Raw genomic sequence first — 23,373 nt, 5'->3', positions numbered from 1 at the left:
CTAGGACTTTCGACTTAATCATTTTAACTCCCAGACTTGGAGATTAAAGTAAAGCTACGATGTTATAATTTCCGGGTTGTTTTTCCCATAACTTTAGTTGATCACCTAAAATAATAGTGCTCAGAACTAACTTTGTTTTAAATTGAGCCAAAGTTTTTCCCAAACAACGACAAAACCCACCTCCAAAAGGAACGAATTCATAGGGATAATTTTGCCGTTCTAGAAAGTGTTTTGGTCTGAACTCACGAGTATTAGCATAAAGGTCTTCCCCTTTTCAGGTCAAGTAGATATGGCCAATAACAGGGGTCCCTGCTACGATGGAATAGTTCAAAATCTCGACCAGTTTTTGGGCGACTTTGAGAAAGGTTAACATCGGATCAAGGAAGTCCCCAAGATTAGCTAACTCCTTATCGTTAAGGGTTTCTCCTGTTTTGTTCCGCGCTTCCATTAGCAAGAAAAGAACATCTGTACAGTTGGGATTTCGGTTAGAACGGCGAGCGCTTATTTCTGCACAAATCAATTCATCAACTTGGTTGCTTTGTCGCAGAAACTTAGCTTAAAAACTCCAAATTTCTAAATCTTTTTGTAGAGAAGAAAAAAAATGGTATGGCTGAGTCCATAGAGAACTCAAACAAGTGGGTTAATTGACTTATAAGACTCTGGAGTCTTCTGGAGAACATCTCCCTGACTAATTCCAAAGACAGTCTCCATAGTAACTTTTAGAGAGACAGATTGCATGGCACTTCGTGCCAAAAATAGTTAATCTTTTGGAAGTTGCTCTATGACTTCTTTAGCAAGATGGACTTTTAGGACTCCCCATCGTTTTTGAGTCGTTTGCCATGAAACAAGAGCATCACTTTAACGGTGATCGCTATCTATGATATTAGGATCATAATATTCCTGAAAATGAGTTGCAATAGTTGATCGTATTGACTTGGTGCACTAATTTATCTGCAATTTTTAGGCAAAAGCCCTTTAATAGCCTTAATTTAGCTCAAAAAAACTATTTATCGTTTGGTTTAAGAATATGTCGAATAGCAATGTTGGGTATTTTTGAGGTAACTCACTGTACTAAAAAGCCATTGCAGACGTTGTAATAATAAAGGGGTTTTTAACTCAGGAAGAGATTTCATCACAAACAGTTTTAGAGAAAATTTCTTTGATTATGACTCTTTGCTCAATGGTAAAACATAGGAACCTTATAATCTAAAGATTGTAGCTAAATTCGGGGCAATTTACCTGTTCTATCATCAGCAACAAGGAACTCTAGAAGAAGTAGATAATATTGCTTTGATATATTGAAATATCAAAGTTATTTTTACTCAAAGTTCATTTTTATTCTGAAATCTCTTGGGTACGACTGGACTGTATGTTAAAAAACCAGAAAATGTTATTACATATATTTAAAGACATCACTAATCTTTTTGTCGATAAACGAGTTATTGGATTGGCTACTTATACTATGTCTGATACAGTAAGTTTTGGTAAAACTAATCAGGAACAATTAACTCCTTTGTTACAATCATAATTTAACTCAGAACGGCAATAGGAGAAAAATAAAAGATAAAAAAAATGGAAATTAGATGTTTTAGAAAACATCACCCTAGAAATTAATAGTCCAGGGATGATTGGCGATCAGATTAATCAGATAGGAGAATTATTAACGCTTCCAGACTTTGGTATTCCTAGACTTGGATAAAAGTGAAGTAAGGCAATTATTCATCAAAGGTAAATCCTGAATTATAGGGGTATTTATAAGCCAGTAAATGCCCAAATATAATCAATACTAAAAGTAAAATTTGTGTTATTTCTCTTCTTAAGAGATTGTAGGTATTGTGGCTTTTCTAGCCTAGCTGTAACAAAATCATGATAGAAGAACTAAAAGTATTGCTTGGCAAGATTTACAAGATTATAAAAACTTAATTTTTATCGAAATCAAGTTTTTATAGTTGTAGATACAGTCAAAATAATAGTTTTAGAAGTTATTGATTACTAATTTGTTTTTTTAGTCCAAAAGAACAGAGTTTTCTAAAACTAAGAGAATGATTATCCAAAAAAGAATTTACATCGAGCAGACTTAGCAAAACTTCGAAAAGTTCTCTAATTATCACAACTACAGACTAACCTACATTATTCAATGTAGGTTAGTCATAGGCTGATTACTTATCTCAGGTTAAGATAAAAGTGTCATTTGATAATGAGATGGTCATTAGTAAATAAGAATAACTACTTAAACAGTAACGAGAACTTACACCGGAAAGACGCCACTTACTTAATTTATTGAATTGATAAAAACCTATTCTCTAATTTATAAACACTAGTATCGCCAATGCTTTAATTACTTGAATAGTATTGATTTGCGAAATTTATTTATGTGTTTTAAATCTTAAAATTTTTTGCTTTATCTAAGACAACAACTTGCATCAGTGCTTTTCCCGAGGCAAGTCCTTCTGGTTAAAGGAAAAGAAGTAGAATAATTTTCTATTCTACCTTTTTTTATCATTATTCTAACTTCTCTACTAACTGCTGTCTGGCAGTTAATAAAGCTTCAGCTAGCTTGCTAGTATCCCTTCCCCCTGCCTGCGCTAAATTAGGACGACCTCCGCCGCCGCCTCCGCAGATTTTAGCAATTTCACCGATGAACTTACCTGCCATCAGTTTCTTTTCTTTGTTAACTTTTTGACTAAATGCAGCCACTAAATTAATCTTTCCATCACTGGGAACTGAAGCTAAAATAACCGCAGCTTCTCCTAATTTTTGTTGTAGTCTTTCCGCCGCAGTTTGTAAAGCTTTTCCATCGATATCTCCCATGTCTGAAACTAAAATTTTGAAGGAACCAACCGCCTCAGCTTCACTCAATAATTGGTCAGATTTAGCAACAGCAAGTTCCTTTTTTACTACTTCTAATGTCTTCTGAGTAGTTTTTAATTCAGATTGCAAAGATGTAATACGATTGCTAATCTCTTCTGGTTTAATTTTAAAGCGATCACATAGTTCTTTAACCACTATTTCCCTCAGATTTAAGTATTCTAAAACTGCATTACCTGCCACCGCCTCAATACGCCTTACTCCTGAAGAAATACCACTTTCAGAAATAATTTTGAATAGCCCAATCTCGACAGTATTCTTAACATGAGTTCCCCCACATAATTCCATAGAAACTCCTGGAACATCTACTACCCGAACTTCTGTGCTATATTTCTCCCCAAACATAGCGATTGCTCCTTTATCTCTAGCTTTTTTAAACTCCATCACTGATACTTGAGTATCGTGTGCTTCGGCAATCCAACTATTAATTAAAGTCTCTATCTCTTGTAATTCTTCTGGTCTGATGCCACGGATACAATTAAAGTCGAAACGTAAGCGTTCAAAGTCTACTAATGATCCTGCTTGAGAAATAGAATCATCAACTACTTTCTTCAATGCTGCTTGCAATAAATGAGTAGCGGTATGATGTGCTTGAACCCGACGACGACAAGCGTTATCAATCGTTGCGATGATAGTATTTTCTACTTCAATAGTTCCTCGTTCAACTCGTCCAAAATGAATAAAAATACCCGATTCTTTCTTAACGTCTTCAATACGAACTAGTAAATCATCCCCGGTTAAATAACCGCGATCACCTATTTGTCCTCCCGACTCTCCATAAAAAGGAGTCTGATCTAAAACAATTTGAATATCGGTTTCTGATGTTGCATTATCAACAGGTTTACCCTTTACCAAGATTGCTTTTACTTTAGCCGTTGTTTTAGGTTCTGTATAGCCTAAAAAAATTGTAGGATTGATATATTCAAGCAATTTATCCAAGCTACCTTGTACGGTTAAATCAATGCTTTCGTAGTCAGCTTTTGAGCGTTCTTTCTGTTTTTTCATCGCTACTTCAAAGCCGTCAACATCAATAGTCAATCCTTGTTCTTCTGCAATTTCTTGGGTTAATTCTAGAGGAAAACCATAGGTATCATACAGTGTAAACACATCTAATCCTGAAATTTTACTGTTTTTATCAGTATTCTCAATAATTTCTGCTAACAGTTTTTCTCCGCGCTCCAAGGTTTCTAAGAAACGAGACTCTTCTCGTTGCAATTCTTCTTTAATTAGCGTTTCTCGTTTTCTAACATTAGGATATTCTTCTTCAGAAAGTTGCATCGCTGTTTCAGCAACCTTGGTAATAAATTCCCCATCTATTCCAATTAACCGACCATGGCGGACCACTCGACGAATCAATCTACGTAATACATAACCGCGATCAGTATTTGAAGCAGTAATTCCATCAGCTATCATCTGAACTACAGACCGCACATGATCGCCAATTACTTTCAAAGATACTTTAGTTTTTTCATCCGTTTTTCTATAGTTAATTCCCGCAATTTTTGCTGCCGTTTCAATAATAGCAAAAATTAGATCTGTTTCGTAGTTATTAGGTACTTTCTGCAGAATTTGAGCCATCCGTTCTAACCCCATTCCTGTGTCAATATTTTTATTTTTTAACGGGGTTAGATTCCCTTCTGCATCACGGTTATATTGCATGAACACTAAGTTATAAAACTCGATGAAACGGGAATCATCTTCTAAATTAATATTATTGTCCCCCAATTCAGGATGAAAGTCATAATACATCTCTGAACAAGGACCACAAGGTCCTGTGGGTCCTGCTTTCCAAAAGTTATCTTTTTCTCCCATTCTTTGAATACGACGGGGAGGGATACCAATTTTGTCACGCCAAATTGCAAACGCTTCGTTATCGTCCTCAAAAACGCTCACAACAAGGTTTTCTGGAGGTAATTCAAACACTTGAGTTGATAATTCCCAAGCGTAGGTGATCGCTTGTTCTTTAAAATAATCCCCAAAACTGAAATTTCCTAACATCTCAAAAAAGGTATGATGTCTCGAAGTACGTCCCACATTTTCGATATCATTAGTACGAATACACTTTTGGGAAGTGGTAGCCCGAGGATAGTCAGGTTTTTGTTTTCCCAAGAAGATAGGTTTAAAAGGTAACATTCCTGCAATGGTTAGAAGTACAGTAGGATCTTCTGGGATTAAAGATGCACTTGGTAATATTTGGTGTTGTTTTTTCTCGTAGAATTTAAGAAATTTTTCTCTAATTTGAGTACCTGTAAGTGATTTAGGGGTTTTAGAAGTTCTAGCCATAGAAGTTACCAATAGGAGTCTGTCGTGATCATGATTGTGGCATTTTGAGGAATGTAGCATGATTTACCTATCATGTCACCTTGTCTATATGGATGAAAGAATTTTGATAGGATGTTGGTTATTTACATGAACAATGATGAAATATACATTAATCGAAGAGGATATAGTATATTTTAAGGCTAAAGATATTAACCAAAAAATAAGAAAATCAGCCTAATTATTACTTAAATCACTTTAACACTTCAATAAAAAAGGCAAAATATAGAATTTAAATATAGACAAAGTATTAAGATAACTCTATAATTAAAAGTCGTCGGTAAAATAACAATTTAGCTTTTATTTTATTTTATTTATTGATTACCTATCTTAATTTTAAATTTTTTCTATTTTTAGCCACCCTTCTAAAATAAAGAGATTTAAATTGTTTAAGCTATTAAATCCCATTATTTAACATTCCATCGGCAAAAATATACTTTTATTGATTCATTTGCTAATCTTAAATTATTTTGCATTCCTTAGAAAATAAGCAAGAAGATAATGTTTAAGTTGTCTTTAAATAGATTTAGAGGTAATGTAAATTTACACAAATAATCTTATCAGCTGCGGTCATCATGAAGAAATCTAATTAATAAACATTACAAAAATTAAACAAAGATTAGTTTACTTTATTTGTCAGGTTTGTTTATAACATTTAATTTTTATCAGTTAATAATTTCTTTTTTAAGAGGTATATAAAATAGTAAATACACTTTTAAATAACTTATATTTAGTAATATTGTTAATATTGATCATAGGCATTTATAGAATAAATCTAATAATTAAGTGCATTCGCATTTTTTAAAATCTAGTCAAAACTATTTAATTTATTAAACTAATAAAATAGCTAATTATTTTAGATTTTATAATAGAGAGTGATTGAGTTATAATCATTGATCTATAAAAAAATAAAAAATAATTTTTACTAATTTTCTATGATTAATCAGTTAAATCAGAATTAGGAACCTACTAAAAAATTAGTCTTTATTAAGAAAATTAAGAATCTAACAAAAAAAATTGTAATTAGATTACAAAAGTAATTTATGTATTAATAGTTATTAATACATAAATTTTAAGTTTAATAACCAATATTATTACAAATAAATAGATAATATTTTACTTCTAATAAGTCTATTTTTTTAAAAGCATAGATATTGGCTTCTTTTAATGAAAAAATATGCTATCTCAACAAAAAAATTAACCTCATGTAATTAAATTTATAGAAGGAATTACAATGACTTTTTTCTATTCAAATTTAGATCATTTATTGCTGAACGATTATAGTACAACTTATTAAAATATTTGTGTATAAAATTTTATTTACCGTATTTTACACGAAACAAATAGAACAGATGTTGCCACAAATAACTATTAAATAATTTATATTCTTCTATTTTTTGCTTATTATATTTAAATCTTATTCAAATATAATAATATAATTACCAACACAATAAATGTACAATTTTGTCTCTATGCGAGAAACATAAAAACTGCTTATAGTATCAACTAAATATTTTTTAACGATCTTAGTATTATACTTTTTGTTATTTATTTTTGCTATATAAATAGTTTTCAAAAAAAGTACTTGCCTGCGTTATTATCGTTCATATAAAAAAATATATCAGATATATCATAATTTATGCCATAAAATGGACTCTATTCCATCAGAATAGAATTAACCAAAGTTAGTGTCAAAAACAATCTAACAGATAATTATCCTGTATTGAATCCTAAAATTGTAGAAGCTCAGGATAGTTAGCAGATTAATGGAAATAATTTTTCTTTCCCGCAAAGGTTACATAACTTTGACAAGCTAGTTATCACCAAAAAAACTAAAATCTATTGTGTAACCTAGACAATTACTGACTTATTAACAGAGATTTAAAAAATAAATTTAAACCTAACTAAACAAAATATTTTTTAAGACAAAATACATCGATAGTTCTGGTTAATGGGTAAATAAATTTTACTAATTAAGCTAATCAAAAGTTGTATTAGTTAACTGATACTACAATAAGTAGTGTTTAGTTAACTAATATTTTTTTGTAACTATAATAATGGATTTTAAACACTAACTAAACAAAATAAATAATAGGTAACTATGTTTTATAATCAACTGTTGTTTATCCTATGAACTAGATATCTTTGGTGTTAAGCTAATACAGAGAAGCGTTACTAACGAAACAAAAATCATGATAATTTTACCTGGTGCAACCGTGCGTGTTACTAATCCTTATGATACTTACTACTGTTTTGAAGGACTTGTACAGCGGGTGAGCGATGGAAAAGCTGCTATTTTATTTGAAGGAGGTAACTGGGATAAACTCGTCACCTTCCAACTGTCGGAATTAGAAGCATTTGATCCCACAGCCACTACAAAGAAGAAGTAGCATTCATTGTCCGTTTATAGTGAGCTCCTTTAAGATTGTTTAAATGGAGCTCAGACACTTATCTTAATAATTTAGATAATGAATAGCTTATGCGTATTCCCTTACTCCGATTTGCAACAGATGACCGTCAACCGGGTCACATTGCTGAAGTAATTGAGACATCAACCACTCAATTTTTAGCTCAATGTCTCGAACCTGAAGAACTAAACTTTCCGGTGATGCCTGCTTTTGGCAGTTGGGTTAAATCCTTAGATGAAGAATCAGGGAATAAAATTTTGGGGATTGTCACTTACGCTACCACTTCACCCATTGACTCAGTGCATAGAGCGCGAGCATTAGGATTATCTTTGACAGATTTACGCGAGCAGCAACCCCAAATTTTTGCAATGCTAAAAACTGAGTTTCGTACCACCATTGTTGGTTTTGAAACTCCTGATCATGAAGTCAATAGTAATGGAAAAACTTCTGGAAAAGTTTACCAATATTTACCCCCTCGTCCACCCCAAATTCATCAGGGGGTCTATGTATGTAAACCGGCGGAAATTATTCACTTTAGTGACAACATAGACTTTTTACGCATTCTCCTAGAAGTTAAAGATGCTCCACCTGAAGCCTTAATTGCTGCTACAATACGAGAGATTTATTTATTACGAAAAGCTGAGCGGGATTGGTTAGTTAAGGTCGGACGAAATTTGAGTTTTTTACTGAAAGACGATTATGATCGTCTGCAATATATTCTGAGCCAAGTTATCCTTTAATTAGAGAGGAGAAATTGTAGGGAATTGTAGAAAGTTTGCAAAGCAATACTTTCAAAATTTGTTTATTGTGTTTTTGTAATAGCTAGTTTGGAAGAACTTTAAGTATTAATTATCTTCATGATTAATACTTATTAAATATTAATTTCCTCATCGACATAACAAATTTATACAAGTTTTTAATAGAAAATTAAATTTTATAAAATTACTGTATTTAGCAAAAATTAAACGATAAATCTTGATCTAAATTAAACAAAATTTTCTGTTGAGCTAACTTTCTCACTAAAATCTCAATCTATCCTATCACCATTAATCAAACTCCTTAAGTCAAAAAGTTAACATAATGTAAAAAAAAACGGACATGTTAGCATTGAACCTGCTTTAAATTTATAGGCAGTTTCCCCACGTAAAAATCACTGACCCTCCGTCAAAACATTATCCGTATGGCTTCCATAGGACATTTCTTTTTCGTAGCGACTAAAGGAGAATGAAGAAATTTACTTAGGATAAACTGCTATTTTTTTAAAAAAGTATGTTCTAGATAATTTTTGAGCATATTTTATATTTTTTAACTTTAATAGTTGGTTTTATGAGTCTAAATAATATTTAGACTGATTTTATTGGCTATACTACGGTTTTCATTTTATCAACGAAATTTACTTTATATATCTTCTTAATTAGATCATTTAATTCTTCGGATGTTAGAACCTGAGTCAATAGTCAAAATCATCATCTGTCAACAGGGGTCATTGGAACTGTGTATTATATTCTGTCAATCTCTGTTATTGAAAAAAATAAGTATTTATATCTACAATAGGAGCTTTAGAAGATTCTTTTAGGAGAATACCTATGCCTTCGAAAACAATGCAGTTATTTTTCGCCCTTAGTCTAGCCACCATCATTGGAGCTTGTTCTACTCCTTCCGAAGAAGATGGAAAAGTTCAAGACAGCACCCAACCGACTACTGAAGAAATTACTCCTGGTGCTGAAGACGCCGAAGGTGGCGAAGACTAATTTGTTTTTTTAGACCAAAGCTGTTGGATTGATGAGACATAAAAAGTCTGAATTCCAACAGCTTTTTACTTTTCCCTGGTGATCCTAAACTTATTTATCGCTAACTTTAACTTGAATAGCATTGAAAACCGGCGCTCCAAATCTTAGCAACATAATTAAACTCACCAAATGGATTGACCAATGGGCAATGATTAATCCCCAAATTAGACAAGTCAAGGCACTCGCAGCGGCTAAAACTCCAAAAATATCATTATCTGTCCGTTGATACCACAAAATACTCCCGATGGAGGTTACAAAAAATAAGAGAGGAAAAACTGGGAGCAACATAACACATCACCTTCTGATCACTGGGGTTAACAAAAGCGTTAGAGGGTAAATTGTTAGAGGGTAAATTATAAATTATATGGGCCTCATTATCTTAACGCCTGTCCTTATTTGAGGATAACATTGACGTTCTCAAAAAACTGGTAATCTAGATAACCAAACTGAGAAATTGTAAAAAATATTTACATAACTTTAAAAATAAAGGCATTGCTCATCAGAAATTGGTCTTGTTCATAAATAATTATTGAGCTAGATCAAAGAAGTTTAGAGTCTTTTTACATCAGTTCTTCGAAAATCTTTAACCGAGAAATTCTAACAACCAATTTTTGAGATAAAGAGTCGCACGACAATCATCCTCGTTATAACGCAAAATAGAGGATAATAAAGTGCGATCTTCTGTTTTTAACCATTGATCATACCAGTAAACGCATTGATCTCCGCTAATACCAGGGTCACGCCAATGAAATCCAATCCAGTTGGCCAAAGATTTTAGAGAATAACTTTCCACAGGTAAGATTACAGAGGTAATAACACGGTGATGAAGATCAACAAAACGGGATAATAAACGTTCGAGTTGCCATTGAGGAGTTTGGTACAATTTAGCCAGCCGTTTCATGGTTTCTACCTCATACTCAGAAAAGTGAAAAATAGGAGCATCTTGATATTTGTTAACTAAGTCAAGAAACTGTTGCCAAATTTGTTGCTCGTCTTCAGGACTTTCTGCTAACAAGGGATAAAATGTCTCTGTTTGGGTTGAGTGTTCTACCAATAATACCCCCAATAAATAATCTAAGTTTAGCTCTGGTTCAGCTTCAATGTCGAAATACAACTCGAATTCCCGGGTAGGAATTAATCCATGAATATCGCTTTGAAATTGGGATTTTCGTATCGCCCGATTGTCTACTATTGCTTGGGCTTGTTGTTGGAGTTGATTAGCCAAATCAGAATCCATGACTTTTCTCATATTTACAGGACAAGTATCAGCCAAAGATTTAACTGTCCCCACCCCTATGTCCAACAAAGACTGATAACGACTCGGTGTTACCCCTGGAACTAACGATAAATGTTGTTGAGATTGGGCAATTGCATAACAATGGTTATACCAATGGCATAGATTACACCGTTGACGAGAAATAAACACTTCTGGCTCTTGAGATTGGGTGAGCATTTCCAAACAGTCTGTAGCCGTTATCTGAAGTCTTGGCAACCATTGGCTCAGATCTACTTCATAATGGTTATGTTGGCGTAAAATCAACGTCGGCGTTGGAGGAAGAGTTTCTTGAAGATTGCCTAAAAGATAAGAATAAAACGTGGCAACAATTTTATATTCAGGTTTGGGACGACGGCCTAAATAAATACTTACAGGAGAATAGAACCAATCCCCAAATTTTGACTGTCCAGGGTGTTTGACTAACAACGTGGGTTTTCCCAGGCAATTAAACTCATGATGATCCGGAAACAGTTTTATAGTCGAGTGAAGGTGATACTGCTCCCTAAATTCGTGAGACTCAAACAGCGTTCCATTATAAATACAGCTCATCCCTTGTTTCATTAAAGCTTCCGTGGCTTTTGCCTTATCTTTCCAATTCCTCAAGTTATATTGAGGCCTTTGATAATAGGGATAAAATGTTTCCAGGGTTGAGGTAATATGAAGTTGATTTTCCCGACGTAACTTTAGCAAAAAGTCTCGTTCAGCATTTTTTTCGAGGGAATCACCATAGACATTCAGAAAGGCACGCCGTTGACAGCGTTTATAATCGAGCAAGAGGACATCAGTTAGCAGCATTCTTGAGTTTGAGGATAAAACATAAAGATAAAAAAAGGCGATAGGTCAAAACAGAGAAAAAGTAGCTATCTTTGCTCTAGCGTAATATTTCTGCTTTTAGAAAAAGCTCCTAGAGTTGAAGAGCACTCAAAATTTTTCTAGTATCTTAGAAATAAGAACTAAGAGCAATGAAGACATTTTAACGTTAACCATCTATGTCCTATTTGTCTTGTAGATTTTTCCTCACTGTGAATGTTGGGTAGCCAATGATAAACATCCAAGGGATTACTTCCCTCTTAGAACAGCAAAGACAGGAATTTCCTAGCCTAAGCAACAAGGTTTATTTTAATTTTGGAGGACAAGGAACCTTACCCCGTTCAGCTTTAGAAGCCATTATTGATGCTCACGAATTTTTGCAGCAGAAAGGACCGTTTTCCCTAAGAGTTAATAGTTGGTTACAACAAAAGGAAGCTTTACTCAGACAAGAATTAGCTCAAGAATTTTGTGTATCTCCTCAAACAATTTCCTTGACTGAAAACGTGACCGTAGGATGTAATATTGTTCTCTGGGGCATTGATTGGCAAAAAGGTGATCGGATTTTAATGACCGATTGTGAGCATCCTGGAGTTATTGCCATTGTCAAAGAAATTGCTCGACGTTTTGGGGTAGAAATTGCAATTTGTCCCATCCTACAAACTCTTAATCAAGGAAACTCCACCACCGTAATTCAGGACTATTTAACCCCCACAACCCGACTAGTAATCCTCAGCCATTTACTCTGGAATACTGGACAAGTGTTACCCTTGGATGAGATCGTCAATGTTTGTCATCATTTTGCTCACAGTGATTGCCCCATCAGGGTTTTAGTCGATGCAGCCCAGTCAGCTGGTTCTTTACCCCTAGATTTAGCTGCCTCGGATGTCGATTTTTATGCTTTTACTGGCCATAAATGGTTTTGCGGTCCAGTTGGTGTTGGGGGACTCTATATTAGCCCCGAAAGCTTCGATTACTTAAAGCCAACGTTTATTGGTTGGCGAGGGATTGATGTTAATGGGAAGGGACAACCTACGGACTGGAAAAATGACGGAAGGAAATTCGAAGTTGCATCCTCAGCCTATCCCCAATATGAAGGATTACGGGCAGCCCTGGCAGTTCATCAAAATTGGGGAGGAATCAAGAAACGCTATGAACAAATTTGTCAATTAAGTGCCTATTTATGGCAGGGATTATCTGAAATTGAGGGTATAAAATGCTTGAAGAACTCTGCCCCTGAAGCTGGCTTAGTTTCCTTTCAAGTTACCCGAAACCTTGCTCATAAACAATTAGTTCAGGAATTGGAAGAAAAAGGGTTTTTACTAAGAACTCTCTATTATCCCGATTGCATTCGAGCCTGTATTCATTATTTTACCCTTCCGGCTGAAATCGAACAGTTAGTAGAGGCTATTGACTCGATTGTTAGATAAGTTCAAGTTTTAGATAGTTGCGGAACTTTCCCCTATTGCAGGCATTCATTAGGCATCGAACCCAAAACGATTTTGTCATCCCTCAGACATTATGAGAATAAGAACAGCTTAGGCTGTTCTCTCAAATACGGGTGGACGGCCTCTCTACACTTTTCAACTTCATTATGACTACATCCTTAGCCAGTAAGACAATCGCTAGCTTAATTGATTTAGCACAACAGGGAGATATTGATCCCTGGAATGTCCAAGTGATTGATGTGATTGATCGCTTTTTAGATGAATCAGGAATGAACCATGACTTAGATCTAAGTTATCAACAGGATAACCTACCAAGATCTGGACAAGCTTTTCTTTGGGCCTCGATGTTGGTGCGCTTCAAGGCCGATACTCTCGAAAAACTCGAATCAGCACAGGATCAAGGAGAAGATGATTTAAATTTCGATGAAATTACCCAAAATTTCTTTAGTCGTTCCTTACCCGTTTACTTCGAACAAAAACTCCGTCGTCGCACTGCTGCTTTTCCTCCTAGTCAACGCCGTGTCACCCTCTCTGAACTTATTACCCATATTGAAGAAATCGCTGAGGAATTGGACTGTCCCAAACCTAATAGTCCTCGACAACGTAAACGACCTCGTAATGCCTCTCGTCAAGAGGCTACAGAAATTGTGACCCGACTGGCTCATCAAGAGAACTTAACTGAATTAGCCCAACAATTGGAACAGTTTTTTCACAAGCAATTATCAGAATTTGTCCAAACTCAAAATTGGATTAAATTAGAAGAATTATTAACTTGTTGGCATAGAATAAAGTCCCCCAATGCTCCTGAAGTTAAGCGTGATCGTGTAGGAATTTTTTGGGCATTATTGCTGTTATGTTCCCAGTCTAAGGTAGAATTATCCCAAGAAGAATTTTATCAAGACCTAAAAATACAAGTCCTTCAATCATAACTTCCTAAGCTTTTGAAAGGGTAAATGGTAAACTGAGCATTGTCATCCTAGACACTTGCGACAGTGATTGAGGAAATAACATTCATGAAAGCCATGATTTTGGCCGCCGGAAAAGGCACTCGTGTTCGTCCAATTACCCATACCATCCCCAAACCCCTAATTCCCATTCTCCAAAAACCAGTAATGGAGTTTCTTCTTGAACTCCTACGACGGCACGGTTTTATTGAGATCATGGTCAATGTGAGTCATTTAGCTGAAGAAATTGAAAGTTATTTCCGTGATGGACAACGGTTTGGCGTACAGATTGGCTATTCTTTCGAAGGTCATATTGCAGATAATGGAGATTTAGTTGGGGCTGCATTAGGTTCAGCTGGAGGATTGAGACGAATTCAAGATTTTAATCCTTTTTTCGATGATACCTTTGTAGTACTTTGTGGAGATACCCTAATTGATTTAGATTTGACAGCCACAGTTAAACAACATAAGGAAAAGGGAGGAATCGCTACAATCGTCACTAAATCGGTTTCTAAAGAGGTGGTTTCTAGTTACGGTGTGGTAGTTAGCGACGAAGAGGGACGGATTCAAACCTTTCAAGAAAAACCCTCAATTGAAGAAGCAATTAGCACCGAGATCAACACGGGAATTTATATCTTTGAACCTGAAATTATTGATTATATTCCTCCCAATCAAAAGTATGATATCGGGGGCGAATTGTTCCCCCAATTAGTGGCAAAAGGTGCTCCCTTCTATGCGGTTAATATGGACTTTGAATGGGTAGATATTGGCAAAGTTCCTGATTACTGGCACGCCATTCGTGGTGTCTTACTACGAGAGATTAAAAATGTTGCTATTCCTGGGGTGGAAGTAAAGCCAGGTATTTATACCGGACTCAATGTTTTAGTTAACTGGGATAAAGTAAATATTCAAGGACCGGTTTATATTGGTGCAATGACCCATATTGAAGATGGGGCAACCATTATTGGTCCGAGTATGATTGGACCTAATTGTCGGGTTTGTAGTGGCGCAACAGTAGATAACAGTGTTATTTTCGAATATTCTCGCCTCGGTCCAGGGGTGCGTTTAATAGATAAATTGGTGTTTGGTCGTTACTGTGTAGACAAAACAGGGGCCTCTATTGATGTCCAAGCAGCAGCTCTCGATTGGTTAATTACTGATGCACGTCAAAAAGTCTCTCATACAAACCATAATCCCCAACAGGCAATTGCGGATTTACTAAATAAAGATGGTTGGATATAAACAGCACTGTCACAGTTTTAGCCATGGCGAAGTCTTGAATTCTTGATACTATTCAAAGTATGTATTCTGACCGTGAGACTTCTACACAACAAGTTGACACTTCGATTTATTGATTTATTGATTTTTATTAACCGCTAATTTGTTTTTTACCCGTGATATTTAGTGCTATCTTTTGTGATTCGAGAATTTCACCTCAACTATCGGTTGAATATATTGTTAATTACTTAGTAATTTATCTCGTAAATATTGAATTTTATCTCGATATTTAGCTGCTATTTCAAATTCTAATTGTTTAGCAGCCTCTTTCATTTTTATTTCTAATTCTTGAATTAATTCTGGAATTTTCTCCAAAGATAATTGATCAGACTTTTGATAAACTTCTCCGATTTGTTTTTGTTTGGATTTTAAACGTCGAGAAATATCTAAAAATGCTAAAATAGAGTTACTATCTCTTGTGATAATGGATTGAGGAACAATACCATTAATTTTGTTATAAGCCATCTGAATCTCCCTGCGTCGTTCAGTTTCTTCAATGGCTTTTATCATACTTTTAGTCAAATTGTCAGCGTACAAAATAGCCTGACCATTAACATGACGTGCCGCCCGCCCAATGGTTTGAATTAAAGACCGTTCAGTCCGTAAAAATCCTTCTTTATCTGCGTCTAGAATAACCACTAAAGATACCTCTGGTAAATCCAATCCTTCCCGCAATAAATTTACTCCAATTAAAACATTAAATTCTCCTTTTCTTAGAGCTTGCAGTATTTCAATTCGTTCAATTGACTTGATTTCTGAATGAAGATATTGGACTAAAATTCCTCGGTCTTTAAAATATTCTGTTAAATCTTCAGCCATGCGTTTAGTTAACGCAGTAATTAAAACTCTTTCTTGACGCTTTGTTCTATCTTTAATTTCTCCTAATAAATCATCAACTTGTCCTTCAGCAGGACGGACAAAAATCTCAGGATCTAATACTCCTGTTGGTCGAATAATTTGCTGATAAATTCTATCTTCTGATTGTTCAATTTCCCAATCTCCAGGTGTTGCTGAAACAAAAATACATTGATTTACTTTTTCCCAAAATTCTTCTGCTTTTAAAGGTCGATTATCCGCCGCACTCGGAAGACGAAAACCATGCTCAATTAACACTTGTTTACGAGAGCGATCACCATTATACATTCCCCTCAATTGAGGAACAGTAACATGCGATTCATCTATAACTAGTAACCAATCTTTAGGAAAATAATCAATTAAACATTCAGGAGGTTCCCCGGCATTTCTTCCGGCTAAATAACGGGAATAATTTTCGACCCCATTACAATATCCTACCTCTTGTAATAAATCCAGATCATAGCGAGTTCGTTGACTAATTCTTTGTGCCTCTAGTAGTTTTCCGGCTTTTTCTAAGGCTTCAACTTGTTCTTCTAATTCTGCTTGAATTTGTTGACAGGCAGATTCAATTTTTTTATCAGGAGTTACGAAATGACGAGCAGGATAAATATTAATCTTTTTGATATTTTGTAAAATATCTCCTGTCACCGGATCGAGATATCGAATTGCCTCAATTTCATCTCCAAAAAATTCAACCCGAATCACCCTATCCTCATAAGCTGGAACAATTTCTAAAACATCCCCTTTAACCCGAAATCTCCCTCGTTGTAAGTCAAGATCATTACGAGAATAATATACCCGAACTAAATCCCGTAATAATTGACGTTGATCTACTTCTTTCCCGACTTCTAAAGGGACTGCCGCTTTTAGATATTCTGAAGGTATTCCTAAGCCATAAATACAACTAATAGAAGCAACCACAATGACATCTTTGCGTTCGAATAGAGAACGGGTTGCGGAGTGACGTAGCATATCGATTTCATCGTTCATAGAAGAACTTTTTTCAATATAGGTATCACTGATAGGAATATAGGCTTCTGGTTGATAGTAATCGTAATAACTAATGAAATATTCCACAACATTGTTAGGAAAAAATTGCCGTAATTCATTGCACAATTGAGCTGCTAATGTTTTATTATGAGCTAGGACTAGAGTTGGTTTGCCTATTTGTTCAAGGACCGCAGCGATAGAAAAAGTTTTCCCAGTTCCCGTCGCTCCCAATAGCGTCTGAAATCGGTTTTTAGCTTGTATTGAAGTAACTAGTTCGGTGATTGCTTTGGGTTGATCTCCTTTAGGTTCAAAAGGGGCGTTGAGACGGAAAGTACTAACATTCATAGTTTAAAAAAACGATACTCTACAACAGTAAACACTATTACAGACTTTTATAGCAATTTTAGGAGAGGAGCTATGTTTGAATATGATAGAATGCACCAATAAAGAGGTGTAATAACAGAAGTAATTTTTAAAAGAAAACTAGAGTATAATTCTCCTAACTCAATCCTTCATTAGCCACTTTGTGGCACTAGAAACAAGGATATTAAAATTATAGCTACTGAAAAAGTAGAAACTAGCAGAACTCAAACTAAAAAAAACATAGAATTGGCTAAAACAATGAAAACTAGCACTAAGGGACAAAAAGCTCAAGAAGAGCAATCTGCTAGTGTGTTATCGGTTAAGGAAAAGACCATTTACTCTCCTCACGGCTTACAATTGATTGTAGAAAAAGATCATCTTCCCCGGAACTGTCCCATTGAAGCAAGTCACTTAAACGTTGTGAGAACTTACGGTGCTGTAGGAAGTAATTGTCCGGTACTCGCCAGTGGGATGGATGTTATAGGAATTTTAACCATTTCTGGTCAACGTCCTATTATGGCGAGTCATTTACAAGTAAATGAAACACATGCAGTGATGGAAAATCGTCCTGTCGCTTCTAATGAAGTAGATAATTCTGAGTTATTGATAGTTTCTAAGGATTCTTCAGGATTTTAACTTTAGGGACAATATAGAGTATCTTGTATATTTCACCCGCTGACAGGGTTAGTTCTTGTAGCAAGCGCACATATTTTTTTCAGTCCCAGAACTTAATAAAACATCAGTAAAATCTGCCAATTAATTATCGCTCTATTAAGCAAAGTATTGGTGGCAAGTGGGCCTTCTAACAAAACATTAGGAAAATTAGCAAAAGTTAATGGGGCTACCTTGTGAATTAGCATGATCAAAGAGTGCATTCTTCTAAATCTTGATCAGAAAAGCCTGTTTCAACGAAATCACCTCGATTGTAATTGTTTACACTAGTAGAAAACCTGGGAGTGATTTGCCAAGATGTTGCTAGTAAAAGTTGATAGTTAGCATTAACTATAATCATAATCCTTGTGATTTTCAGTGATTTGTTAGGAGTTAAACTTATGAATAAACCCAATACTGTCACCAAAAACTCATATTAAGATTTTAGGGAATCCTTTAATGTATAAGATTAAGTTATTTTGTGAAATCTATAATCTGAATGATTTTTATGAACAAACAATACTTTAGGACCATTGAGAAGCTTTATTATGAGAATGATTCTATCATCTTAAAAAGATGATAATGACTGTAAGAGGTTGTTCGTAAACTGGCAACTTTAAAACAGTATTTTACTTAATAAAAAATTCAAATAATTTAGACTATTTGTAGATAAAGCTTTTAAATTGATAATCGTAAATCAACATGTAAATTTAGTTTATATTGCCTTTTATTTTTTTTTTGAATCTATCAGACAAAAATATACTCTCACATTGCAAACCTTTGTAACAACAGCTTACAATAAATTTCTAAGATCATCTTTAAAAAATAGCAACCCTGATTTAACTAAATATGCCTAACTTGGATATTACAACAAACCCTCAACTAACCTCGAGTAAAACCCTAGAAAATATTGAAATCAATCTTGAAACTACAGATTCCTTTGTAAAGCGGCATATAGGACCTAATCAAGAGGAAATTAAACAAATGCTTAAGGTGTTAGGCTTTTCCACCCTAGAGCAACTGATTGAAGCTACTGTTCCCAACAGTATACGCCTGAGTCAACCGCTAAAACTCCCCGCTTCCCAAAGCGAATACGCTGCATTAGTTCAATTAAAATCAATTGCCTCTAAAAATAAAATTTATCGCTCATTTATTGGAATGGGTTACTATGATTGCATTACCCCCCCCGTTATTCAACGTAATATTTTAGAGAATCCAGGTTGGTATACTGCTTACACCCCATATCAAGCTGAAATTGCCCAAGGAAGACTTGAAGCATTGCTTAACTTCCAAACTATGATAGTGGAACTCACTGGACTCGAAATTGCTAACGCATCCTTACTTGATGAAGGAACTGCAGCGGCAGAAGCTATGAGCATGAGTTATGGACTGTGCAAAAATAAAGACGCTCATGCTTTCTTTGTGTCTAGTCACTGTCATCCTCAAACTATTGAAGTCATTAAAACTAGGGCAAATCCATTAGGAATCAAGATTATTGTGGACGACCATCGCTTTTTTGAATTTGAAGTTCCTATTTTTGGGGCACTAATTCAATATCCGGCAACTCATGGAATCATATACGATTATCACAATTTTATTGATAAAGTTCATGAAATGAAAGGGTTAGTTACCGTCGCGGCCGACCTCTTAAGTTTAGCGTTATTAACGCCCCCTGGCGAAATTGGGGCAGATATCGCCGTAGGAAACAGTCAACGCTTCGGTGTACCTTTAGGATATGGGGGACCTCATGCAGCTTATTTTGCCACACGAGAGGCCCATAAACGGCAAATTCCTGGACGTATCGTTGGGGTATCAAAAGATACTCAAGGAAAACCCGCATTACGGTTAGCGTTACAAACCAGAGAACAACATATTCGCCGAGACAAAGCTACTAGTAATATTTGTACCGCCCAAGTCTTACTCGCAGTGATTGCATCAATGTATGGAGTGTATCATGGTCCCGAAGGGATTAAAGCTATCGCTCAACGCATCCATCAATTAACCGTAATTTTGGCCGCAGGTCTAAAACGTCTCAACTACAGTATCGACGATGAGCCTTTCTTTGATACTATTCGGATAGGAGTAGGTAATGCCAGCGCATCAGCTGTAATTAAAGTAGCTCAAACTCGTAAAATTAACTTACGCTTAGTAGATGAGGGGTGTGTTGGCATTAGTTTGGATGAAACCACTACTGTACAGGATATTATCGATTTATGGCAAATTTTTGCTGCTCAAAATGAACTTTCTTTTACAGTCGCTGAAATCGCTGAAACCGTCAAGTTTGACCTGCCTAATTTCTGTCGACGTACCACAGACTACTTAACCAATCCTGTATTCAATAGCTACCATTCTGAAAGTAAATTACTGCGATACTTGCATCAACTAGAGACCAAAGATTTAGCATTGAATACGTCGATGATTCCTTTGGGGTCATGTACAATGAAGTTGAATGCAGCCTCCGAAATGTTTCCTGTCACTTGGCCAGAATTCGCAAAAATCCATCCTTTTACCCCGCTATCTCAAACAGAAGGCTATCAAATTTTATTTGAACAGTTAGAGAACTGGTTAGGAGAAATTACAGGATTTGATGGTATTTCTTTGCAACCAAATGCGGGTTCCCAAGGAGAATATGCAGGGTTACAAGTTATCCGGAAGTATCATCAAAATAGAGGAGAAGGATACCGCAATATTTGTCTAATTCCTGAGTCCGCCCATGGAACAAACCCCGCTAGTGCAGTAATGTGTGGCATGAAAGTTGTTGCAGTAAAATGTGACAAGGATGGCAATATTGATACTGCAGACTTAGATAAAAAAGCTAAAAAATACACTGAAAACTTAGGCGCATTGATGGTAACATACCCTTCTACTCATGGGGTATTTGAAACGGAAATTATTAAAATTTGTGACATTATTCACCGTAATAATGGTCAAGTCTATATGGATGGGGCGAATATGAACGCCCAAGTTGGATTATGTCGTCCGGCAGACTTTGGGGCTGATGTTTGTCATCTTAATTTACACAAAACTTTCTGTATTCCTCATGGCGGTGGTGGACCAGGAATGGGACCTATTGGTGTTAAACCTCATTTAGTACCTTTCTTACCCAGTGTGGCTATAGAGAAATACACCAACCCAAATGACAGCAATGGTAAGTTAGAACAGTCAATTGGGGCAATTTCGGCGGCTCCTTGGGGCAGTGCCAGTATTTCCGTAATTTCTTGGATGTACATCGCTATGATGGGGACTCAAGGGTTGACTGAGGCGACAAAGGTAGCTATCTTGAATGCTAATTATATAGCCGAACGTCTCCAAGGTTATTATCCTATTTTATTTAAAGGAACATCCGGTCGTGTTGCTCACGAATGTATTATCGATTTACGTTCTCTGAAGAAACGCGCTGGGGTGGAAGTAGATGATATTGCAAAACGTTTGATGGACTTTGGTTTTCACGCGCCTACAGTGTCTTGGCCGGTTATTGGGACGATGATGATAGAACCAACCGAAAGCGAAGATAAGGAAGAATTAGACCGTTTTTGCGAGGCCATGATTGCTATCTACAAAGAAGTAGAAGCGATCGAAAAGGGGTCTATTGACCCCGAAAATAATCCTCTAAAAAATGCACCACATACGGCACAAATGGTAATCTGTGATGAGTGGAACCGTCCCTATTCCCGTGAACAAGCTGCTTATCCTGCACCTTGGACAAAACAATATAAATTTTGGCCGATTGTAGGACGTATCGATAATGCTTATGGAGACAGAAATTTAGTTTGTTCTTGTGAAGGAATGGAAGTTTATCAATGAAGTCAACGTGGGTTCGAGGGTAATTTATGGAGAGAAAGAAAGGCAGCAGTTCTATACTAGAAGCAGCATTTATTGAAATCTGGTGCTGTGGACATAAAATCTCATCTCGAGCTCACGGAAGTACTTTGTCATTTAGATCATTTCTGTCAAAAATTTGAACGACTAAATTATAAAAAATTATTTCCTAATCTGATCAACTATAATCGTTTTCTGGAGCTTATGTCCTGGGCAATGATGTTGCTGTGCTGTTTTTTACTGACTTACAAAAGAAAGATGATAGTAATTGGCTTCACCGATTCTACTACGACAGAAATCTTTTTTAAAACTCACAGTAGAACAAACCAAGTTTTCTAAGGATTTAATTAGATGGGACTAAAATTCTATAGGATGACATTAAATATTAAAACTACATACAATTATAAACGACCACGGTGAATATTTATTTTTAAGTTAACTTCAAGCAATATAGATGATGACCGTACACTAGTTCCTGAGTCAAGGCAGTATTTAATGGGCAAATTATTGGGTTACCGAGCATATATTGCTCAATAACTCCTTAAAAATTTCTATTAATAAAAACTTCAATTAGTTACTCATCCTCTATTGGAGAGGAAGCAAACTGACTAATAAAATTTAGTCTATAAGCGTTTTTGATTGAAACGGTTATAGACTAACGTAAAAATATCTCCCAGATTGAATATTCGAGAACTCAAACTATTTTGTACTTTTTTGTCAACTTTTTTGCTCGAGTTATTGCGTATATCTATTTAGCTGAAAGACCTTATCTAGATTTAAGGCAAAAGGTAGGTTGGCTTTGCGTACTGTTGTTTTTAAACAATCATTATAGTCTTGATTGTTAGCAGTTGCTATTACTAATTTTGATAATTGTCAACCTTGTTATATTTTGACTTAGATATTTCGAATAACAACTCTATTTTTAAATTTCGTCGAATCTACGTAAAGTCTGATTGCAGATAAACGAAGCTTGTTTAGGCAGCTCAATTAAAATATTGCTTAGGTGGGCTTTTTCTTTCCCTTCACTGGAGACAAATAGTTTGGAAGAAAAATAACTTGATTAAGTCAATTAATAGAGATATATATATCAAATATACAGCTTTTGACTTATTTCTCCATCGAGTTATCAATTCAATAGTTGAATCGAGCAGCTAAGCATTTCCGAGAAGCACTAGTGAGAAAAATAACTCGAATCAGACAATTGGATACATAATTTCTCTCGAGAAATTACAAAAGATAAAATTCTTACTAGAAAACAAAGAAACTCAAGGAAGACTAAGTTAACATTTTTAGTATCAAGGGTTGTAGCAAACTAATCAAAAAAATATATTATAACTTCCGTCTTGACATCGTCAACTAATATTTCTATTAATTATTTTAATGGCTAAGTCAATAAGTCTCTCAATATTAGTCTATTTAGCTAGTTTTTTATTGAAAAAAGTCACATAAGTTTCGCACTATTTAATGACATCTCTTGAGAGTTCAACAATACTAATCATAATTTTTTATGGCTAATGATATCTACTTCAGGAATAGAAAATGTTCAAAATATTTATA

General features: G+C 35.2%; 14 protein-coding genes and 1 pseudogene. 9 read left to right on the top strand and 6 right to left on the bottom strand.

Annotated features, from left to right (window positions below; genetic code table 11):
• Positions 1-43 precede the first annotated feature (43 nt).
• Together P3F56_RS10420 and P3F56_RS03275 are read right to left on the bottom strand one after the other, a co-directional pair.
• Positions 44-256 (bottom strand): annotated as a pseudogene (locus tag P3F56_RS10420) (cytochrome P450); the annotation flags it as partial.
• 18 nt (positions 257-274) lie between these two features.
• Positions 275-520 carry a hypothetical protein gene (locus tag P3F56_RS03275; RefSeq protein ID WP_281153372.1) on the bottom strand — a complete coding sequence of 82 codons (246 nt, stop codon included), beginning with the start codon at positions 518-520 and terminating at the stop codon, positions 275-277.
• Between the two features lie 867 nt (positions 521-1,387).
• On the opposite strand from P3F56_RS03275, the gene P3F56_RS03270 reads away from it, so the two are divergent.
• Entirely contained in the window at positions 1,388-1,528 is a 141-nt protein-coding gene (locus tag P3F56_RS03270) for a hypothetical protein (protein ID WP_281153371.1), read from the top strand.
• Positions 1,529-2,502: 974 nt separating this feature from the next.
• Here P3F56_RS03270 and alaS read toward each other — a convergent pair.
• Entirely contained in the window at positions 2,503-5,151 is a 2,649-nt protein-coding gene (gene alaS, locus P3F56_RS03265; RefSeq protein ID WP_281153370.1) for an alanine--tRNA ligase, read from the bottom strand.
• Between the two features lie 2,228 nt (positions 5,152-7,379).
• Here alaS and P3F56_RS03260 point away from each other — a divergent pair.
• The 3 genes from P3F56_RS03260 (at position 7,380) to P3F56_RS03250 (ending at position 9,346) form a co-directional block, all read left to right on the top strand.
• On the top strand, positions 7,380-7,577 hold the full coding sequence (locus P3F56_RS03260) for an NAD(P)H dehydrogenase subunit NdhS (protein ID WP_281153369.1): 198 nt from the start codon (positions 7,380-7,382) through the stop codon (positions 7,575-7,577).
• Between the two features lie 89 nt (positions 7,578-7,666).
• A complete protein-coding gene (locus tag P3F56_RS03255) occupies positions 7,667-8,335 on the top strand; it encodes an HAS-barrel domain-containing protein (RefSeq protein ID WP_281153368.1) in 669 nt (222 codons plus the stop codon).
• 846 nt (positions 8,336-9,181) lie between these two features.
• Positions 9,182-9,346, top strand: coding sequence for a hypothetical protein (locus tag P3F56_RS03250; RefSeq protein ID WP_281153367.1), 165 nt, complete (start codon positions 9,182-9,184; stop codon positions 9,344-9,346).
• 90 nt (positions 9,347-9,436) lie between these two features.
• Here P3F56_RS03250 and P3F56_RS03245 read toward each other — a convergent pair whose 3' ends face one another.
• A complete protein-coding gene (locus tag P3F56_RS03245; protein WP_281153366.1) occupies positions 9,437-9,673 on the bottom strand; it encodes a hypothetical protein in 237 nt (78 codons plus the stop codon).
• Positions 9,674-9,968: 295 nt separating this feature from the next.
• Positions 9,969-11,456 (bottom strand): TM0106 family RecB-like putative nuclease, encoded by a 1,488-nt coding sequence (locus tag P3F56_RS03240; protein ID WP_281153365.1) that lies wholly within the window; start codon positions 11,454-11,456, stop codon positions 9,969-9,971.
• A 245-nt stretch (positions 11,457-11,701) separates the two neighbouring features.
• On the opposite strand from P3F56_RS03240, the gene P3F56_RS03235 reads away from it, so the two are divergent.
• From P3F56_RS03235 to P3F56_RS03225, 3 genes are all read left to right on the top strand, one after another.
• Complete coding sequence (locus P3F56_RS03235) at positions 11,702-12,898, top strand: aminotransferase class V-fold PLP-dependent enzyme (RefSeq protein WP_281153364.1); 1,197 nt, start codon at positions 11,702-11,704, stop codon at positions 12,896-12,898.
• 164 nt (positions 12,899-13,062) lie between these two features.
• Entirely contained in the window at positions 13,063-13,845 is a 783-nt protein-coding gene (locus tag P3F56_RS03230) for a segregation/condensation protein A (RefSeq protein WP_281153363.1), read from the top strand.
• Positions 13,846-13,929: 84 nt separating this feature from the next.
• Complete coding sequence (locus P3F56_RS03225; RefSeq protein WP_281153362.1) at positions 13,930-15,102, top strand: NDP-sugar synthase; 1,173 nt, start codon at positions 13,930-13,932, stop codon at positions 15,100-15,102.
• A 216-nt stretch (positions 15,103-15,318) separates the two neighbouring features.
• On the opposite strand, the gene uvrB is transcribed toward P3F56_RS03225, so the two are convergent.
• Positions 15,319-17,328, bottom strand: a complete 2,010-nt coding sequence (gene uvrB, locus P3F56_RS03220) for an excinuclease ABC subunit UvrB (protein ID WP_281153361.1) — start codon at positions 17,326-17,328, stop codon at positions 15,319-15,321.
• 276 nt (positions 17,329-17,604) lie between these two features.
• Here uvrB and P3F56_RS03215 point away from each other — a divergent pair, with 276 nt between their 5' ends.
• Positions 17,605-17,982, top strand: a complete 378-nt coding sequence (locus tag P3F56_RS03215; protein ID WP_281153360.1) for a hypothetical protein — start codon at positions 17,605-17,607, stop codon at positions 17,980-17,982.
• Between the two features lie 864 nt (positions 17,983-18,846).
• Positions 18,847-21,801, top strand: a complete 2,955-nt coding sequence (gene gcvP, locus P3F56_RS03210) for an aminomethyl-transferring glycine dehydrogenase (RefSeq protein ID WP_281153359.1) — start codon at positions 18,847-18,849, stop codon at positions 21,799-21,801.
• The last annotated feature ends 1,572 nt before the right edge of the window (positions 21,802-23,373 follow it).

Source organism: cyanobacterium endosymbiont of Epithemia clementina EcSB (assembly GCF_029919255.1).
In the GTDB taxonomy this organism is placed as follows: Bacteria; Cyanobacteriota; Cyanobacteriia; order Cyanobacteriales; family Microcystaceae; genus Rippkaea.
The sequence above is the reverse complement of the archived record's forward strand: the minus strand, read 5'-3'. Positions and strand labels throughout refer to the sequence as shown.

What these genes read in the sequence shown, in the direction of transcription:
- P3F56_RS03235 (WP_281153364.1), top strand. Translation starts at nt 11,702, where the DNA reads ATGATAAACATCCAAGGGATTACTTCCCTCTTAGAACAGCAAAGACAG.
- P3F56_RS03225 (WP_281153362.1), top strand. Translation starts at nt 13,930, where the DNA reads ATGAAAGCCATGATTTTGGCCGCCGGAAAAGGCACTCGTGTTCGTCCA.
- P3F56_RS03230 (WP_281153363.1), top strand. Translation starts at nt 13,063, where the DNA reads ATGACTACATCCTTAGCCAGTAAGACAATCGCTAGCTTAATTGATTTA.
- P3F56_RS03250 (WP_281153367.1), top strand. Translation starts at nt 9,182, where the DNA reads ATGCCTTCGAAAACAATGCAGTTATTTTTCGCCCTTAGTCTAGCCACC.
- gcvP (WP_281153359.1), top strand. Translation starts at nt 18,847, where the DNA reads ATGCCTAACTTGGATATTACAACAAACCCTCAACTAACCTCGAGTAAA.
- P3F56_RS03270 (WP_281153371.1), top strand. Translation starts at nt 1,388, where the DNA reads ATGTTATTACATATATTTAAAGACATCACTAATCTTTTTGTCGATAAA.
- P3F56_RS03240 (WP_281153365.1), bottom strand. Translation starts at nt 11,456, where the DNA reads ATGCTGCTAACTGATGTCCTCTTGCTCGATTATAAACGCTGTCAACGG.
- P3F56_RS03255 (WP_281153368.1), top strand. Translation starts at nt 7,667, where the DNA reads ATGCGTATTCCCTTACTCCGATTTGCAACAGATGACCGTCAACCGGGT.
- uvrB (WP_281153361.1), bottom strand. Translation starts at nt 17,328, where the DNA reads ATGAATGTTAGTACTTTCCGTCTCAACGCCCCTTTTGAACCTAAAGGA.
- alaS (WP_281153370.1), bottom strand. Translation starts at nt 5,151, where the DNA reads ATGGCTAGAACTTCTAAAACCCCTAAATCACTTACAGGTACTCAAATT.
- P3F56_RS03260 (WP_281153369.1), top strand. Translation starts at nt 7,380, where the DNA reads ATGATAATTTTACCTGGTGCAACCGTGCGTGTTACTAATCCTTATGAT.
- P3F56_RS03215 (WP_281153360.1), top strand. Translation starts at nt 17,605, where the DNA reads ATGAAAACTAGCACTAAGGGACAAAAAGCTCAAGAAGAGCAATCTGCT.
- P3F56_RS03245 (WP_281153366.1), bottom strand. Translation starts at nt 9,673, where the DNA reads ATGTTGCTCCCAGTTTTTCCTCTCTTATTTTTTGTAACCTCCATCGGG.